Below are 17,919 nucleotides of genomic sequence, written 5' to 3'. Positions count from 1 at the left end.
AGGAGGCCGAACCAATGATTGAATCCGGACAACTCATTTTACTTATCAGCCACAAGGGCAAACGATACCTTCGCAAGCTTGAAGCTGGCGGTGAAGTTCACACCCATGATGGCAAGTTGCTTATGGACGAGGTTGCTGAGGCCGGTTTCGGCCAGTATGTAAAAACGCATCTGGGCAGGCCGTATCTGGTCTTGAAACCCACCCTGCATGACCTCATCAAAGGCGTGAAACGACAGACGCAGATCATGTATCCAAAAGAAATCGGGTACTTGATGATGAAACTGGGCATTGGTCCAGGATCGACCGTTATCGAATCCGGCACAGGGTCCGGTGGCTTGACCACGGCTTTGGCCTGGTTTGTGGGCGATACCGGTAAGGTTATCACCTACGAACGACGCGCTGATTTTTATAAACTGGCGGGCAAGAACCTGGAGCGTGTCGGCCTGGCCAATCGCGTCGAACAGGTCAATCAAAATATTGAAGACGGGTTCAAACATTCCGGTGCGGATGCACTCTTTCTGGATGTGCGAACCCCGTGGGAATACCTTCATTCCATCCCAGAAGCCGTGATTCCGGGGGCCATGTGTGGCTTTTTGCTGCCCACGGTCAATCAGGTTTCCGAATTGCTGAGAGGATTGGAAGACGGGCCTTTTGCCGATCAGGAAGTGTTGGAAATCCTGATTCGTCATTGGAAACCGGTGCCTGATCGACTCAGGCCCGATGATCGCATGGTGGCGCACACCGGATTTTTGGTCTTTGCGCGCTACATGGAACCGCCTCAGGCTGCGCCCCGTCCCGAGCTTGATATGGACGAAACCGAGACTGTGGCAGAAGCCGAACCTTTGGCCGAAACACCGGATGTACCGACTTCGGACGCATAACGCGCTTTTTGAGAAAGGGAGCAACAGTACGTTTGGTTTCCCTTGTTTTGAGAGATTGAGACACCCTGAAAGTATGACCTTTCAGGGTGTTTTTTATGGCAAAACCCGTCGGGCTGACCGGATTGATGTCGGTTGAAAGGCCCCTGTGGAGCAAAAGGTGTCCCTTTTATTTCTCCCTGATGCGGGGCGCGAGAGCGGTGTCTGCTTGGGAGAATTGTGGTAAATTTCGGAATTTCACTACCGTCAGGAGGGGGTTTTTGATATGTTCTCTCCTGTTGACCGTCGTGCATGTTTTGGTCGGGAATGAAAATGGACCGTTTGGAACAATATATTCAAGATAACGAAGAATGGCTGAAAAAGCGTGTTTTGGCGTATATCCAAGCCCATGAAAAAGGTTCGGATGTCGCAGGAACCGCGTGGGACAGCTTTTTTTCCGAGTTGGTGGACACGTTGCCTCGGGGGGTGTCTGCGTCCATTGATCCTGACTGGGAGCGGGAAAAGGAAGCCATTCTGACGCTGTTTCAACAGCTTGATACGCCTGCTTTCATCCTTGATGAAAGCATGGATATTCTGAATGTCAACGCACGGGCCGGTGCGGTCCTTTCTCTCGATACCGTTCTTTTTGAAACCAGACAATCGCTGTCGCTTGAAGAAGCGGTGCCGTGGTTGGCATCCGGGATTCGGAAAATTTGTCTGACGGGCATGGAGAAATCCGGCGGCAACCGAACCGATGTCGTGGTTCCGACGCGGTATGGTGAAAAACACCTGACACTTTCGGTCGTGCGGTTGGGCGATGTCTGTGTCGGATGTCCGGGGTATGCCGTGACTGTGGATGATATCTCCTTCCGTGTGGAGACCGAACGGCAGTTGAGTCGGGAACGGAACCGAGTGGCGCATTATCTCGATGTGGTCGGGTCCATTGTCGTGGCGCAGGATGCGTCCGGGGCGATCACCATGATGAATCGGACCGGGTGTGAACACCTTGGGTATGAAAAACATGAATTGCTCGGAAAGAATTGGGTTGACCTGTTCATTCCCGATTCGCTGCGGGATGAAGTGCGTGACTACCTGTACATGATCTTTTCCGGTCAGACGGAAATCGAAGACGAACATATCAATTATATTGTCGATAAAAATGGTGCCCGTCGATTGATTCATTGGCGAAACAGGGTGTTGACCAATGAGAGCGGCATGATTGTCGGCGTGCTCAGTTCCGGGATGGATATCACGGAACAGCGGGCCATGGAAGACGCTCTCGCCGAAAAGGAACTGTGGCTGCGGAATACTTTCGTGGCCTTGGGCGAAGCAGTCCTTATCGTGACGCCGGATCAGATTATTCTGGACGCCAATCCAGCGGCTGAAACCATGTTTGGTCTGTCCAATGAGGAATTGAGCGGAACCCCGGTGGCCTCCCTACATACCGATGCGGCTCAGTATGAGGCCTTTCTGGTCAAGTCCAGGACCGCCTTTGACAAGGGAGAAAAAGCCCGTTTCGAAATGCCCTTGCGACGGAGTGACGGTGAGGAATTCCCCGCAGATTATTCCGCATCGCTTATTCTTGGTGATGACAATCTGCCGCTTGGGATCGTCAATGTCATTCGCGACGAGTCCGCCCGAAAAAAGGCGGAGCGGGTGTTGTTGGAAAGCGAAGAGAAATTTCGGCGTATTTTCGAATCCATTGAAGAAGGGTACATGGTGACGGACCTGGATGGAACGATCCAGATGGTGAACCCGGCGACCTGCCGACTGTTGGGCGAGAAAGAGAGTGCGCTGCTGGGGAAAAGTATTGATAGCCTGTACCTCATCAAGGACGAGCGGGCCGGTCTGCGACGGCAGCTTGTCGAGAAAGGCGTGACCCGAGGGTTTCAGATTCAGATTCAGCGCAAGGATGGGGCTGTCATCGTGATCGAGGCCAACGCCCATCTGATTCGAAATGAACAGGGCAATGTCGAGGCCTTTGAGGGGACTTTCCGCGATATCACCAATCGAATCGAGGCGGAGAAAGTCCTTTTGGAACGGGAAAAGCAATATCGGGCCTTTTTTGAAAATAACCACGCCATCATGCTGCTGGTGGACCCCCGGACTGAAAGGATCATCGACGCGAACCCGGCGGCCAGTGATTTTTACGGGTACTCCGTTGATGCAATGCGAGCTATGACCATGGACCAGATCAATGTGTTGTCCCAGGAAGACGTCTTCCGGGAGATGCAGCTTTCACGAGAGGAGTCCAGAGCCTATTTTATCATGAAGCACGCTCTCAAGGGGGGCGATGTCCGGGATGTGGAGGTGTATTCCGGTCCGATCATGGTGCAGGGGCAACAGCGGTTGTACTCAGTCATTCATGATGTCACCCAACGCATTCGTCTTGAGCAGGAATTGAAACAGTTGGCCACGATCGACAGTCTGACTGGGGCGAGTAACCGGCACCATTTCCTGATCCTTGCGTCAAAGGAATTGGCCCGGGCCAAACGGTACGATAACCCGTTGACCGTGTTCATGCTGGATATCGACTACTTTAAGTCCATCAATGACACCCATGGTCATCAGGCTGGCGATCAGGTCCTCAAGGGATTGTCTGTCGCGTCCGTTGAGACCTTGCGGGAAAACGACATCTTTGGCAGACTCGGTGGCGAAGAATTTGCCGTGGTGCTTCCGGAAACCCCGTTGCAAAAGGGAATTGAAGTGGCTGAACGCCTTCGCACCATCTATGCGTCGCTTGAAACAGTGGCCGGAGGTGAGCGTATCCCCTTTACCGTCTCTTTTGGAGTCACGGCGGCGCGACCATCCGATCGGAATATCGAAGAAGTCCTGAACCGTGCTGATGAGGCCCTGTACAAGGCCAAGCGGATGGGACGGAATAGGGTGGAGCAGGGGTGAGTTTTTCGCCGGTGAAATCAGGCTTGATCGAGTCCTGATATCCTTTCTCATAGCCGGTTTTTCCTGGAAAAAGCCTTGACGTTTTCAAAGGGGTTTGGAATATGTTTCTGAGCTTTACGTGATGTTTTTCACAACTTTTCAATGCACGCTTGTGAAACTGAGAATTCTCCGCTTTGATCAGGCGGTTGGAATTTGATGTTTTGCAAGGTATTGCGAGCAAATAATGACATTTGAATCCGTGCTGGCCGAGCGAAAGGCCGAACTCTCGAAGAAGTGGGCGGAGATGGTCCTCAAGACCTATCCATTGGAAACTCAGAAAGTTTGGACTCGGCAAAGAGACCGATTTCAGAATCCCGTCGGGGCCGCCATCATCGAGACGACAGGGGAGCTGGTCGAGCAACTGATTGATTGGCAGGACGCGGGGAAGATCGCCAAGAGTCTTGATAGACTCATACGTATCCGGGCTGTACAGGATCTGACCCCTTCGCAAGCCCTCAGCTTTGTTTTTCTCTTGAAGAAATTGCTTCGCGACGAGTTCTTCAAGTCCATGGAAAAAGATGGAACCCTCAATGAATTGTTGAGGTTCGAGGCCAAGATAGACAACTTGGCCATGATGTCTTTCGACATCTACACAAAAAGTCGCGATGAGGTTTTCCGGTTTCGCGTTGAAGAGGTTAAACGCTCCCAGAGCAGCTTGCTCAGGAAAGCCGGATTGGTAGTGGACGTTACGACCGAAGATTCGGTCGATTAGGGACGCGTTCTAGGGGGTTGGTTCCGGTGTGCGAACCGGGCCGAAGTGTGCAGAGGGGTGGGGTTGACGGACTACCGTGAATTCTTTTTTTGCATACGTCGTCGTATAGATCTTGGCGAATCCTTGAGAGCGTGTACCGAATGTGGCAGGCCTCCGGTGGCAACCGGTGGGTCCAACCTTCAAGCGAGGTGACGGTAGATGAATGCTCTTTACTCACTTCTGTTCGTCTTTCTCCTGGTGTTGATCCCGTTGTTTGGGGTTGATGCGGCACACATGAGGACTTTCTTCGGTGTCTGCATCCCAGCAACGGCTTTCATCATCTTTATTGTTGGCTTTGTTTATAAAGTCATAACCTGGGCCCGGTCGGCCGTGCCGTTCCGTATTCCCACAACCGGTGGTCAGTTCCGGTCTTTTGACCCCAAGCTGTTCCCACAGAACAAGCTGGACTGTCCCCAAACCGGCGCACAGACATTTTTTCGTATGGTTTTGGAAGTCTTTGCGTTCCGGTCTTTGTTCAGGAACACCGCTGTGTCCCTGCATCAGGGAAAAGATCATCCCATAGTCGCTTACAAATCCAGTAAGTGGTTGTGGCTTTTTGCGATCGTTTTCCACTATTCCTTTTTTATCATTGCCCTGCGGCATCTTCGTCTGTTCCTGGAACCGGTTCCCTTCTTCGTGAATGGTCTCGAGTTCGTGGATGGACTTTTGCAGATCGGCGCGCCGACAATGTACCTGACCGACGTCGGACTTGTTGCCGGTATCCTGCTGCTCATGGGTCGCAGATTGATTAACCCCCGGATCAACTACATTTCCTATGTTTCGGATTTCTTCCCGCTGTTCTTGATCCTGTCCATTGCCCTGTCGGGCATCTACATGCGGTACTATGCCAAGGTAGATGTGATCGCGATCAAGGAATTGGCCATGGGACTGGTGACGTTCAATTATGTCGTCCCTGAAACCATCGGCGTTTCCTTCTTCATTCACGTTTTCCTGGTCAGTTGCCTGATGGCATACTTCCCGTTCAGCAAATTGATGCACTTCCCCGGAGTCTTCCTGTCTCCGACGCGCAACATGCCGAACGATACGCGTGCCAAGCATCACGTGAACCCCTGGAACGATCCCAACATCAAGGCCCACCCATACGCGGACTACGAAAAGCAATTCGGTGTCCCCATGGCTGAGGCCGGTCTGCCGCTTGACAATCCGGAAAACGGCAAGGCCCCAGAGGAAAAGGCTTAGGCCCAGGGTTCACCAAGAGGTGATACTTCTTTATCTGAGGAGATAAAAGATATGTCCGACATCCCAAAAGCAGATGAGCTCTTCAAGAGCATAGATTACAATCCGCCGGCCACAGGCTGGATGGATACCCCGGTGGATTTTTCGCCGGGTCACTGGTGTTACCCCGCCAAGCCCGAGAAGATGGAATATATGGAATCCAAGCTTCCCGGTCTGTGGGGTCCGGCCCGTCAGTGGAATCCGGGTGAAGCCGATTGGAAGCTGCCTCCCAACTGGAAGGAAATCGTGGTCAAGGGCTTCCGCGAAAGACTGAAGAAATTCCGTACCCTTCAGGTGTTCATGGACATCTGTGTGCGGTGTGGAGCCTGTGCCGATAAGTGCCACTTCTTCATCGGTTCCGGCGATCCCAAGAACATGCCCGTATTGCGCGCCGAGCTGATGCGCTCCGTGTACCGTGGTGAATTCACCGTGGCAGGCAAGATCCTGGGCAAGCTGACCGGCTCTCGTGTCATGGAAGAGGATGTCCTGAAAGAATGGTTCATCTATTTCTACCAGTGCACTCAGTGCCGCCGTTGTTCCCTGTATTGCCCATATGGTATTGATACAGCGGAAATGACCATGATGGCCCGCGAACTCATGCACCTGGTTGGTTTGAACATCAACTGGATCATGGAACCGGTCGCCAACTGTAACGTCACCGGAAACCACCTCGGAATTCAGCCCCACGCCTTCAAGGATATCGTGGATTTCATGGTTGATGATATCGAGGAAGTGACTGGCAAGCGCGTCAAGGCTCCCTTGAATGAAAAGGGCCACGAGATTCTGTTCATCACCCCGTCCGGCGATGTGTTCGCCGACCCGGGCATCTATACCTTCATGGGGTATCTGATGCTGTTTGATGAAATTGGTCTTGATTACACCATGTCCACCTACGCATCTGAAGGCGGTAACTTCGGCTCGTTTACCAATAACGAAGTCATGAAGAAGCTGAACGCCAAGATGTACGCCGAAGCGGAACGCCTTGGTTGTAAGTGGATTCTTGGTGGTGAGTGTGGCCATATGTGGCGTGTTGTGCATCAGTACATGGATACCATGACAGGTGACACCCAGCACGCAGGCATGACGACTCCTCGGTCCCCGATTACCGGAACCGTGTTCGAGACATCTGCCGCAACCAAGATGTTGCACATTACCGAATTCACGGCTGACTTGATGAAGCACAACAAGCTGAAACTCGATCCCAGCCGCAATGACCATTTGCGTGTCACCTTCCACGATTCCTGCAACCCCGCACGGGGCATGGGACTGCTGGAAGAGCCGCGTTATGTCATTAAGCATGTTTGTAACAACTACTTTGAAATGCCCGATGGCACCACTCGCGAGCAGACTTTCTGTTGCGCAGGTGGTTCCGGTTTGAATACTGACGAGATTATGGAAATTCGTCTTCGTGGCGGTCTGCCTCGCGGTAACGCGCTTCGGTATGTGCAGGAAAAACATGGTGTCAACACCATGGCCTGTATCTGCGCCATTGACCGTGCGACCCTGATCCCGCTGGCCGATTACTGGGCACCTGGTGTGACCATTGCCGGCGTCCATGAACTGGTTGCCAACGCACTGGTCATGGAAGGTGAATCCGAGCGCAAGATGAATCTGCGTCAGGAATACCTGCCTGGATATGAGGATGAGGAAGACGATTGGACTCCCCCGAACATGGAGGATGCATAAATGAAGATGCACTACGGATTTCCGATCATCGCTGGTCTGCTCATCTTTATCGCCTTGCTGTGCGCCCCGTTCGCGATGGGCACAGCCGTGACCAAGGAGTATAAACAGCCCGAGCTGAAACTCCCCGCAGGCGAAAAGGAATGCATCGAGTCCAAGGAGTTCATGCGCGAAAAGCACATGCAGCTTCTCAACGACTGGCGTGACTGGGCTTTGCGCGACGGTAAGCGGACCTATACAAACCACAAGGGCAAAGAATTCACCATCTCCTTGCAGAACACGTGTATGAAGTGCCACACCAATAAGGCCGAGTTCTGTGACAAGTGTCATGATGACGCTGGTGTCTCTCCCTACTGCTGGGATTGCCACATTCAGCCGGAGGGTTTGAAATAATGAAGAATGACAGAAGAACCTTCATCAAGCTTGCCGGTATCGCTGCAGCCGGGATCGCCGTGGCTCCCAAGGCCATGGCCTCCAGTGGACAGTCTCCGGTCAAGGTCAATGCCAACGCCGTTCATGCAAAGCATTGGGCCATGGTTATTGATACCACCAAGCTGCATACTGAAGAGAAAATAGCCAAGTTGGCCGAAGTGTGCCACGCCATCCACAATGTCCCGAATGTCGAAGGCAACAAGGAAGTGAAGTGGCTCTGGTCGGACGCTTATGCCCATACGTTCCCCGAACAGGAGAACCCGCATCTGTCCGAAGAAGTGCATCAGCGCACCTTCCCGTTGCTGTGCAACCATTGTGAGAATCCGCCCTGTGTTCGTGTTTGCCCGACGAAGGCAACATATCAGCGTCCCGACGGTATCGTGGCCATGGATTATCATCGCTGCATCGGTTGTCGGTACTGCATGGCCGGTTGTCCTTACGGTTCACGGTCATTCAACTGGGGCGAGCCTCGGAAGAATCTGGACCTTGAGAAATTGAACCCTGAATTCCCCACCCGTATGCGTGGTGTCGTCGAGAAGTGCAACTTCTGTGTCGAACGCCTTGCCATCGGCAAGCAGCCTGCGTGTGTGGAAGCCTCGGAAGGCGCCATCGTGTTCGGTGATTTGAGAGATCCCGATTCCGAAGTCCGTCAGGTCCTCCGCGAACGGTTCACTATTCGTCGTAAACCAACTGCTGGCACTGAGCCCAGTGTTTACTACATCATTTAGGAGGAATCAGAATGCTTGAATTAGCTCTCAAAGGTTCCAAAAGATATTGGATGTGGATCAGCTTCCTCATCGTTCTGATCGGCATTGGCGCTCTGGCGTATGTCAATCAGCTCATGGTGGGGCTGGAGACGACCGGCATGAGCCGTGACATATCTTGGGGATTTTATATCTCTCAGCTCACCTATCTTGTCGGTCTGGCCGCTTCCGGTGTCATGATCGTGTTGCCGAATTACTTTCATGGGTATAAGGCCAACAAACACATGGTCATTTTTGGTGAGTTCATGGCAATTGCTGCCTGTATAATGTGCCTTCTGTTCGTCGTTGTCGATATCGGTCAGCCGAGCCGCATGATGAACATGTTCCTTCACCCCACTCCGAACTCTGTACTGTTCTGGGATGCGTTGGTCATTAATGGCTATCTGTTCCTGAATCTGTTTGTGGGTTGGACCTGCCTGACTGCTGACCGTGCGCATTTGTCGCATCCGAAGTGGCTCAAGCCGTTCATCTATATATCCATCATTTGGGCTTTCTCGATCCATACCGTGACTGCGTTCTTGTATCAGGGCCTGCCTGGCCGCCATTATTGGCTGACTGCCATTTTGGCTGCTCGCTTCCTTGCTTCCGCGTTCTGCGCCGGTCCCGCGATCTTGACGCTCGTCATGTTGGTCACCGAGAGGGTCACCACCTTCAAGATGCCCAAAAATGCTTTGAAAACTTTGGTCAAGATTATTGCTTACGCCATGTGCGTGAACATGTTCTTCTTTGCGCTTGAAGTTTTCACCGCTTTCTACTCCAATATGCCTGGCCATATGCATCCGTTGGTTTACCTGTTCGCAGGTGCCCACGGTCATCATGAATTGGTCGGTCTCATGTGGACCTTTATCGGTCTTGCGGCTATCTCCATCACGTTGTTGGTGACGCCGAAGTTCCGTAACAACATGAAGCTGTTGCCCTGGACTCTTGTCCTCCTCGTGATTGCCACTTGGATTGACAAAGGATTGGCCTTGTTGATTGGTGGTTTTAACCCGACTCCGTTCGGGACCATCACTCCGTATTGGCCGACCGGCAAAGAGCTTTTGGTTTCTATGATGATTTATGCCATTGGTGCTCTTATTGTGACGATTCTTTTCAAGATCGCTACAGAAGTGAAACAAGAAGTGGGTCATTCTCAGAAACTGCCGTGTGGTTGCTCTACCGAAGATGGGTGTAATTGTGCTGAAGCCGAGGAAAAGACTGAAGAAGTCCTTGCCGAAGCATAAAGCTGATTGCTCCGAAAGCCTCGTCTCGTAACGTCACCTCGTGAGGTTCTCAGGCTTATACAGGGACCGTTCCGGTATCGGAACGGTCCCTTTTTTATGCCTATCTAAAAAATCACCTCTTCATTCCTTCCACCACTTCGTCGCCGTCCACCTTCGAGCGAAGCGAGCGACAAAAAGTTCTGGAAGGAGAGTCCAGAGAGGGAACCTCTTCCAAGAGGTTCCCTCTCTGGTCGTCGAAGACGCCCCCCCGGCGAGGGGCTGCCAGCGGCTTCTTTTTTATGAACTGTCGAGCCCGGTTCCCTTTTGGAGCTGTGCTGTGCTACATTCAAAAAAGATCGGGAACGTCACCCGGGTCCAAACAATTTTCAGCAAGGGATAGAGGATGAGAGGCATGACACGTTGTACGACAAGACTTATTATTGTGAGCTTGTTCCTGCTGATGTGGATGGGCGGCTGCTCGACAAAAGTCGTTGTGCCGCCTGTGACACTTGACGCGGCACAACTTCATTTGGATGGGAAATTCGTCTGGTTCGACCTGTTTACGACCGACATGACTGCTGCCCAGAATTTTTATGATCGGGTGTTTGATTGGAATTTCGAACGCACCAATGCTGGGAATGCGCAGGTCAAAACCATTTTTTCGAGCGGACGAATTATTGGCACGATGATTGGACGCGATGGAGAACCGGGCGATTCCCAGTGGCTGTCATATATGTCCGTGACCGATACTGATCATGCGTATGAAGCCGCTCTTCGTTCGGGAGGTACGGGACATGTTCCACCAAAAGACCTGCCGAATCGCGGAAGAATTGCCGTTGTCCTGGACCCACAAAAAGCACCGGTGGCCCTGCTGAATTCTCCGGTAGGCGATCCTCCGGATAGAAAACCTCGTGCCAATCTGTGGTTCGGTGCGGAATTGTGGACTACGGATGTTGACGGTGCCGTGCGGTTTTATACGCCTTTAGGCGGGTATCAGAGCGAACAGGTCGATGTCCATGACGCAGTCAGCTACACCGTGCTGTACACCAATGACCAACCTCGTGCCGGTGTGGTGTCCATTCCATGGAACGATGTTGATCCGCAATGGGTGCCCTATGTGGCCGTGGAAGACATTCAGGCAACAGTCACCCTCATTGAGGACAATGGCGGTCGCATTTTGATTGCCCCGCAGATGGACGTCAAATCCGGACGAGTGGCCTTGTTTGCCGATCCGACAGGGGCAATCGTGGGTATTCAGGAACTGGAGCCGGAGGAGGATTGATATGCACTTTTTCAAATATATCGCTCTGGCGGGAATGTGTTGTCTTCTAGCGGCCTTCATGACCGCCTGTACCGTGGGCTATGGCATGACCTATTCCTATGGCACCAGTTGGGGCTATCATGACGACTATCGATATCATCACCATAGACCTCCGCCAAATCAGAAGCCGGGAAAACCGCCCGCAGTCAAGCCGAAACCACGGCCCAAGCCACTGCCTTCTCGGCCAGCGTCTCCCCCTGTCCGGCCCGGTAGACGCTAAACTCATGCTCGGTTAGAGAGATATGCAGTGTTCAACGACACCCAATTTTTGTACAAATTGGGTGTCGTTTTTGAAGAAAGCGAAGAAGATAGGGGCTTTTGGCAAACAGTGGATGCTTGATGTCTTTGGAAAAAGCCTTTGTTGTCGATTTTTTAGGTGTATTTTCCCACTTGATGAATGTGAATTCTCGTTAAACACTTCCCGACATTGCTTCCGTCTTCGCATAATGGCATAGTCCTGTCCCCCGGAAACGGGTGAAATGGTCATGGCTACTCATAATTGACCCAGCTACCGGGTTGCAAAGAGAATCGAGGAACATATGAATATCGGTGAATACACATTTGAAGAGTTCAAGAAAAAGGCAAAGCAGTTTCACGGCTACCCGGCTCCGGGACTGTTGATCGGTGGATACATGGTCGAGGCGGCCAAGGCGCGCATTCCCGAAGGCACGCTGTATGAGGCAATGGTCGAGACCGGCAAATGTCTCCCGGATGCCGTGCAGATGCAGACGCCATGCAGTACCGGAAACAACTGGATGAAAATCACGTTGCTGGGACGCTATGCGGTTGCCTTGTACGACAAATTCACTGGTGAGGGCGTGCGGGTGGCTGTGGATCAGAAAAAACTCGACAAATGGCCCGAGATTCGTGGCTGGTTCATGAAGGAAAAACCCAAAGCCGAGCAGAATACCGAAAAGCTTTTTCAGGAAATCGAAGAGGCTGGCGATACCATTTGTTCCATCCAGCCGATTGTCATTGATAAGAAATATATTGGCCACGGTCATATGTCCACCATCGAAACCTGTCCGGTCTGCGGTGAAGCCTATCCTGGTTCCGACGGTTCCATCTGTCGCGGTTGTCAGGGTGAAGCCCCTTATGAAACCATGGGCGAGCTGTCTTGTCTTGATGACGCTCCCGACCTGCATGCGGTGCCCGTTGAAGAAGCCGTTGGCAAAAAGGCCGCGCACGATATGACCGGTATTGTCCCCGGCGAATCAAAAGGCCCCATCATGAAGGCCGGTGAGACCCTCGACATCGGCGATGTGTGTCGGTTGCAGCGCATCGGCAAGTTCAATGTCTATCTCGAAGAAGACCTGCCCAGCGACGAATGGGTGCATGAAAACGATGCGGTCAAGGCCTTTGCCAAGCGTATTGCCGGAAAGGGTATCTCCTATGATCCCAATCCGCAGGAAGGCAAGATCAACTTTTTTGCCGAAGAGCCTGGAATGCTCTCCATTGATCGTGAAGCGTTGTCCCGTTTCAACCTGTCGCCTGATGTCATGCTTGCCACGCGTCACGATGGGTCTGTCATGCCAAAAGGCAAAGGCGTTGGTGGTTCTCGTGCCATCCCGCTCTACATTTCCCGTGACAAATTCAGCCGTGCATTGACTGCGCTTGGTCATGAGCCGGTGCTTGAAATCCTGCCGATGAAGGCTGCCAAAGTTGGTATTTTGGTCACTGGTACCGAGGTCTTTCAAGGCTTGATCGAAGACAAATTCATTCCCATCATTACTTCCAAGGTTGTGCAATTCGGATGCGAAGTCATCAAGACGGAAATCGCTCCCGACGAACGAGATGCCATCACCGCAGCCGCCACGTCCATGTTGGATGCCGGTTGTGACCTTATCGTCACCACAGCCGGTATGTCGGTTGATCCCGACGATGTGACCCGCGCCGGATTGGTCGATGCCGGATTGACCGACGATCTCTACGGTGTGCCCGTGCTGCCCGGAACCATGTCGCTTGTCGGGAAAATGCACAGTGCCTCCGTTCTCGGTGTGCCCGCCTGCGCATTGTTCTACAAGACCACGGCCTTCGATATTCTGTTGCCTCGTGTGCTTACCGGACAAACTATCACTCGGAAAATGCTTGCCAATCTCGGCGAAGGTGGATTCTGCATGGGCTGCAAGTCCTGCTCCTTCCCCAAGTGCCCGTTTGGCAAATAGTCGATCCTTTCTCACAAACATCTCTCAAGAAAGCCGCTTCCAAAGCGGCTTTCTTTGTGTGTGAAGTGGTCTCGAGGATGCCTCCGGCGGCCCCTCGCCGGGTGGCGTCTCCGACGGCCAGAGGGGAACCTCTTGGAAGAGGTTCCCCTCTGGACTCCCTTCCAGAACTTTTTAGCGCGCCTTTGGCGAGGTTCTACGACATCTGTGGAGTGGGATTGAAGAAGGAAGAGGGATAAAAGAAGAGATAATTCAAGAAGCAAGAAGGGTTTACAAAGAGAATATGTTTCAATTTTTCCAATAGAGGCTGTAAAAATTCAATTTTTTACACCGTATTCTCTTGAGCCACACGAACAACGGCTTTCGACAGCTTCGAGCGAAGCGAGCGACAAAAAGTTTCGGGGAGTCCAGAGGCCCCTTTTCAAAGGGGCCTTTGGCAGGTCCAGGACAGCGTCCTGGTCACGCTGAAGGCGACCCCCGGTAGGGCTAGATGTAGTTGGGGTAATCGGTACAGAGGAGGTGGAGCGGGGGGGTGTCTTCGATGATATCCGGGAAGCGTGCTTGTGATTTGTGAAAACGGTTGTCGGTATTGTCATCGTTGACGGATGAGACTTCGCCGACGAGGACGTGACCTTTGCCGGATTCGCCGTAGAATCGATGGTACATGCCTTGTTGGAGAAAGATGGATTCGCCGGGAGTAAGGATGATTTTGCCACCGGGTTGGACTGTTTGGTTGAAGCCATCCACGGACACGGTGAGCGGTGCCTCGTCGAATGTTTCGTCGGGGGTGGAGCCATAAAGCTCGATGACGAGATTGCCACCGCCCCGGTTGATGATGTCTTCTGTTTTTGACCAGTGGAAGTGCATGGGGCAGATCTGGTTTTCGCGGACGATCATGATTTTTTCGGCGTATTTTTTGGGATGATTGGTCGCGAGGTTGCCGTTTCGGATGGTAAAGAGGATGAGTCCCCGTTTTTCGAAATCGCCTGCACCGTAGTCGGTGAGATCCCAGCCGAGCTGGTTGGCGACCACATCGCTGTGGCCGGTTCCTTTCCACTGATCCGGGGTCCATGTGGCCCATGGTGGAAGCTGGAATTGAAAGGAGGTGAAGAATTCCTTGGCATCGGCAATCAGTGCATTTATTTCGCTTCGTTTCATGGTGTTATTTTAGGTGAGGTGCGCAACTGCGTCAAGGGGAGAGCGGGAGTCTGACGGGTGTCCTGTCTGGCGAGCGGGGTGAAAAAGTGGTGGCATTTGGAGCAAGCGGGAGGTATAGGAAGTGTCTGCTTAGCTGTTTTCAAGGCTTTTGAAGGCGGCATATACTGCTTGCTTTCATATATGGAGTTTTAATTATGGGTTTTTTTTCAAAGAAAACGACAAATCATTCTGAGTTGAACGCCTTTTTGGGTGTTGGCACCGAATATCATGGAAAACTCGATTTTGTAGGAACGGTTCGTATCGACGGTCGTTTCGAGGGCGAAATTTCCACTGACGGTGATTTGGTTTTGGGCCGGAAGGCGGTTGTCACTGGCACTATTCGTGTTGGGAAATTGACGTCTTGCGGGCATATTACTGGTGATGTTGTGGTCCAGGAACGAACCGTGCTGGAAAAGACGTCTGTTTTGAACGGCAGTCTCTCCACGACCGTGTTGGTTGTGGAAAAGGGCGCGGTGGTTGAAGGATCGGTGGCCATGGGCACGGCTGCGGTGACAGCGGTCAATCCCAAGGTTGTGGCTGGAGATTTTGGCGGCCACACATCGCATGAAGTCGAGTCCGAACCTGTTGTCGGCAAAACCGGATCAGATGATTCCAAAGCATAACGGAGTGAGCAAATGTACGAATTGGTAATAGAAAATAATGGTGTGGAGTCTGTCACTTTTTCTGCTGAAAGAAAAAGGGAAGTGGAATTGGCTGCTCAACTTCATGTTCGTTCACTGGCTGATGGCTTTGCCATGGTGCGTGAAGTGAAGGATAAGGAAAAGGAAAAGAAATAGCACATATGTGTGCTGAACGTGATGTGACGTTCAGAGAGAAGCATTGTACGGCGATCCATGGATTTCATGTGGTTCGCCGTTTTGTTTATGGATGAATGGGTGTTTTTTACAGTCGTCTTTGGTCGATTTACTGGGCGTCTTTTTTGTGAGAAGGTCCGCGGTGCGAGGTATATGATGGAAAAAATCATCTTGATTCATGTGACAGGTGGCGATCGGCCCGGATTGACGTCGGAATTGTCTGACGTTCTGGCCGGGTATAATGTCGATGTGCTGGATATCGGCCAGGTCGTCATTCATAATTTTTTGACACTTGGAATCCTGATTCGGCTTCCGGCAAATTCTCAGCCCGTGCTGAAGGATCTGTTGTTCAAGGCCCATGAGATGGGGGTGACCATGAAATTGCACCCGCAGTCTGAGAAAGACTATTCGGATTGGGTGGGCGAAGCGCATAAACCCCGGCATATCATTACGCTGCTGGCCCGGTCGGTTTCGTCGGAACAGGTCGCAGCCATTACCCGGGTCGTTCACGATTCCGGCATGAATATCGATACTATCCATCGACTGTCCGGACGGGTTCCACTGGATTGTAATGATTATGAATGTGCTCGTGGGTGTGTCGAATTTACCGTGCGCGGCACGCCAGCGGATATCGGGACTATTCGGTCTCGGTTTCTTGAAATTTCTTCGGAATTGATGGTGGATATCGCGTTTCAGGAAGACAATATTTTTCGTCGGAACCGACGGTTGGTCTGTTTCGATATGGATTCAACACTGATTCAGGCCGAGGTCATCGACGAGTTGGCCAAAGAGGCCGGAGTGGGTGCTGAGGTCGCAGCGATCACGGAATCTGCCATGCGTGGCGAATTGGATTTCAAACAGAGCTTGCGCAAACGGTTATCGCTTCTCAAGGGACTGGACGAGTCCGTGCTTGAAAAGGTCGCGGCTCGGTTGCCTATGACCGAGGGCGCGGAAAAGCTTATATCAAACCTGAAAAACGTGGGATATAAGATTGCGATTTTGTCAGGTGGTTTCACGTATTTCGGGGACATTCTCAAAAAACGTTTCGGCATCGATTACGTGTACGCCAACGAGCTTGAAATCAAGGACGGCATGTTGACCGGCAAGGCCGTCGGGGACATCGTGGACGCCGAGAGAAAGGCGACGTTGCTCCAGACCATTGCGGATCAGGAAGGCATTGCCCTGCAACAGGTCATTGCGGTCGGCGATGGGGCCAATGATTTGCCGATGTTGAATCTGGCAGGGCTGGGCATTGCGTATCACGCCAAACCGAAAGTAAAGAAAGGTGCGCGACAATCCATTTCGACTCTCGGACTGGATGCGATCTTGTACCTTATTGGCGTTCGAGATCACGAAGTCCTGTAGGATTCCGTTCACATTTATTGAGGGGCGTTGAATAAAACATGAAGGACTGGTAATGGATATCATGATTATCAATGATTTCAGGAGGCCTCCACATGTTTGATTCCAATACGCCCTATACGTTGGACAGGGTTGTTCGTCTTATTCTTGGAGTCGGTTTTTTTATAGGACTGGTCTGGCTTCTCGGATTTTTGTCAAGCGCGCTGGTGCCGTTTGTCGCGGCTTTGCTCATGGCGTATTTGTTGAATCCATTGACCTGTTTCTATGAAAAATACGTGAAAAATCGCGGTGTAGCCGTCTTGTTGACCATGGTGACGCTGATTGGTGCGTTTGCCGGAATCGTGGTGCTGATTGTGCCCATGATGATCAATGAGTTCGTCCAGATGGGCACGGTGCTTTCACAGCTGCTTTCTGATTCCGAATTTGCCAACAAGGTTGCAGAACATCTGCCGCCGGATTTGTGGAATTGGGTGCGGGAAACCCTGGAAAACCCGGATATCAAGGACCTGTTTACGTCTGCGGGGGCAACAAAAGTTGCCAAAAGCGCGCTTCAAACCGTGGTGCCGGGCATCACCGGCGTTGCCATGGGCGCATTGAATGCGGTGCTCGGCCTGATCGGCCTTTTCGTCATTGTTTTGTACTTGATCTTTTTGCTGGCTGATTTTGGAAAGATCAAGGAATCCTGGCAGACCTACCTCCCGAAACAGTATCGCCAGGGAATCACGGGCTTTCTCAGTGAATTCGAAAAGACCATGAGTCAGTATTTTCGAGGACAGATTCTGGTGTGCCTCATTGTTGGCGTGCTCATGTCCGGGGGATTCATGCTCATCGGGCTGCCGTTGGGACTGGTGCTGGGAATGCTCATCGGTGTCTTGAATATTGCACCCTATCTCGGAGTGGCCGGGGCGGTCCCTGCCGTGCTGCTGGGGGCACTTGACTCGTTGGAATCCGGTGAATCCGTTTGGGTGGGTATCGGGCTTGTGGTGCTTGTCATGACAGTTGTTCAGATCATTCAGGATGGCTTTCTCGTCCCCAAGATTCAGGGCGAAAGCCTTGGCCTGTCTCCCTGGCTCATTCTGCTTTCCCTGTCGGTTTGGGGAAAACTTCTTGGCTTCCTCGGTCTGCTTATCGCGTTACCCATGACCTGCCTGTGCCTGTCGTACTATCGACGGATGCTCGCCAGCCGCGAGTAGAGGT

General features: G+C 52.1%; 16 protein-coding genes. 15 read left to right on the top strand and 1 reads right to left on the bottom strand.

The annotated features are described in order from the left end of the window. Positions 1–14: 14 nt before the first annotated feature. From GO013_RS01435 to GO013_RS01385, 11 genes are all read left to right on the top strand, one after another. On the top strand, positions 15–881 hold the full coding sequence (locus GO013_RS01435; protein ID WP_163808265.1) for a tRNA (adenine-N1)-methyltransferase: 867 nt from the start codon (positions 15–17) through the stop codon (positions 879–881). Positions 882–1,190: 309 nt separating this feature from the next. Next, on the top strand, positions 1,191–3,758 hold the full coding sequence (locus tag GO013_RS01430; protein ID WP_163808264.1) for a sensor domain-containing diguanylate cyclase: 2,568 nt from the start codon (positions 1,191–1,193) through the stop codon (positions 3,756–3,758). 223 nt (positions 3,759–3,981) lie between these two features. Further along, on the top strand, positions 3,982–4,509 hold the full coding sequence (locus tag GO013_RS01425; protein WP_163808263.1) for an RsbRD N-terminal domain-containing protein: 528 nt from the start codon (positions 3,982–3,984) through the stop codon (positions 4,507–4,509). Positions 4,510–4,707: 198 nt separating this feature from the next. Further along, a complete protein-coding gene (dsrM, locus tag GO013_RS01420; protein WP_163808262.1) occupies positions 4,708–5,748 on the top strand; it encodes a sulfate reduction electron transfer complex DsrMKJOP subunit DsrM in 1,041 nt (346 codons plus the stop codon). A 51-nt stretch (positions 5,749–5,799) separates the two neighbouring features. Continuing rightward, positions 5,800–7,470 (top strand): sulfate reduction electron transfer complex DsrMKJOP subunit DsrK, encoded by a 1,671-nt coding sequence (gene dsrK, locus GO013_RS01415; RefSeq protein ID WP_163808261.1) that lies wholly within the window; start codon positions 5,800–5,802, stop codon positions 7,468–7,470. After that, a complete protein-coding gene (gene dsrJ / locus GO013_RS01410; RefSeq protein WP_163808260.1) occupies positions 7,471–7,860 on the top strand; it encodes a sulfate reduction electron transfer complex DsrMKJOP subunit DsrJ in 390 nt (129 codons plus the stop codon). It abuts the gene before it with no gap. Then, positions 7,860–8,627 carry a sulfate reduction electron transfer complex DsrMKJOP subunit DsrO gene (dsrO, locus tag GO013_RS01405; RefSeq protein ID WP_163808259.1) on the top strand — a complete coding sequence of 256 codons (768 nt, stop codon included), beginning with the start codon at positions 7,860–7,862 and terminating at the stop codon, positions 8,625–8,627. The genes dsrJ and dsrO overlap by 1 nt, the downstream gene beginning before the upstream one ends. A gap of 11 nt (positions 8,628–8,638) precedes the next feature. Next, the gene (gene dsrP / locus GO013_RS01400) at positions 8,639–9,886 is read left to right on the top strand and encodes a sulfate reduction electron transfer complex DsrMKJOP subunit DsrP (protein ID WP_163808258.1); all 1,248 of its coding nucleotides are present in this window, start codon (positions 8,639–8,641) and stop codon (positions 9,884–9,886) included. Between the two features lie 391 nt (positions 9,887–10,277). Further along, positions 10,278–11,147 carry a VOC family protein gene (locus GO013_RS01395; RefSeq protein ID WP_163808257.1) on the top strand — a complete coding sequence of 290 codons (870 nt, stop codon included), beginning with the start codon at positions 10,278–10,280 and terminating at the stop codon, positions 11,145–11,147. A gap of 1 nt (position 11,148) precedes the next feature. After that, positions 11,149–11,406 (top strand): hypothetical protein, encoded by a 258-nt coding sequence (locus tag GO013_RS01390; protein WP_163808256.1) that lies wholly within the window; start codon positions 11,149–11,151, stop codon positions 11,404–11,406. 319 nt (positions 11,407–11,725) lie between these two features. Further along, a complete protein-coding gene (locus tag GO013_RS01385) occupies positions 11,726–13,351 on the top strand; it encodes an FmdE family protein (protein WP_163808255.1) in 1,626 nt (541 codons plus the stop codon). Positions 13,352–13,834: 483 nt separating this feature from the next. Here the strand turns inward: GO013_RS01385 and GO013_RS01380 are convergent, their stop codons facing one another. Beyond that, a complete protein-coding gene (locus GO013_RS01380; protein WP_163808254.1) occupies positions 13,835–14,506 on the bottom strand; it encodes a D-lyxose/D-mannose family sugar isomerase in 672 nt (223 codons plus the stop codon). A gap of 194 nt (positions 14,507–14,700) precedes the next feature. Between GO013_RS01380 and GO013_RS01375 the strand changes: the two genes are divergently transcribed. The 4 genes from GO013_RS01375 (at position 14,701) to GO013_RS01365 (ending at position 17,915) form a co-directional block, all read left to right on the top strand. After that, a complete protein-coding gene (locus tag GO013_RS01375) occupies positions 14,701–15,168 on the top strand; it encodes a polymer-forming cytoskeletal protein (RefSeq protein ID WP_163808253.1) in 468 nt (155 codons plus the stop codon). Positions 15,169–15,180: 12 nt separating this feature from the next. Further along, positions 15,181–15,342 carry a hypothetical protein gene (locus GO013_RS16960; RefSeq protein WP_203529327.1) on the top strand — a complete coding sequence of 54 codons (162 nt, stop codon included), beginning with the start codon at positions 15,181–15,183 and terminating at the stop codon, positions 15,340–15,342. Between the two features lie 174 nt (positions 15,343–15,516). Next, a complete protein-coding gene (gene serB / locus GO013_RS01370) occupies positions 15,517–16,725 on the top strand; it encodes a phosphoserine phosphatase SerB (protein WP_203529325.1) in 1,209 nt (402 codons plus the stop codon). Between the two features lie 92 nt (positions 16,726–16,817). Continuing rightward, positions 16,818–17,915, top strand: a complete 1,098-nt coding sequence (locus GO013_RS01365; protein ID WP_163808251.1) for an AI-2E family transporter — start codon at positions 16,818–16,820, stop codon at positions 17,913–17,915. Positions 17,916–17,919 lie beyond the last annotated feature (4 nt).

Source organism: Pseudodesulfovibrio sp. JC047 (assembly GCF_010468615.1).
GTDB lineage: Bacteria > Desulfobacterota > Desulfovibrionia > Desulfovibrionales > Desulfovibrionaceae > Pseudodesulfovibrio.
The sequence above is the reverse complement of the archived record's forward strand: the minus strand, read 5'-3'. Positions and strand labels throughout refer to the sequence as shown.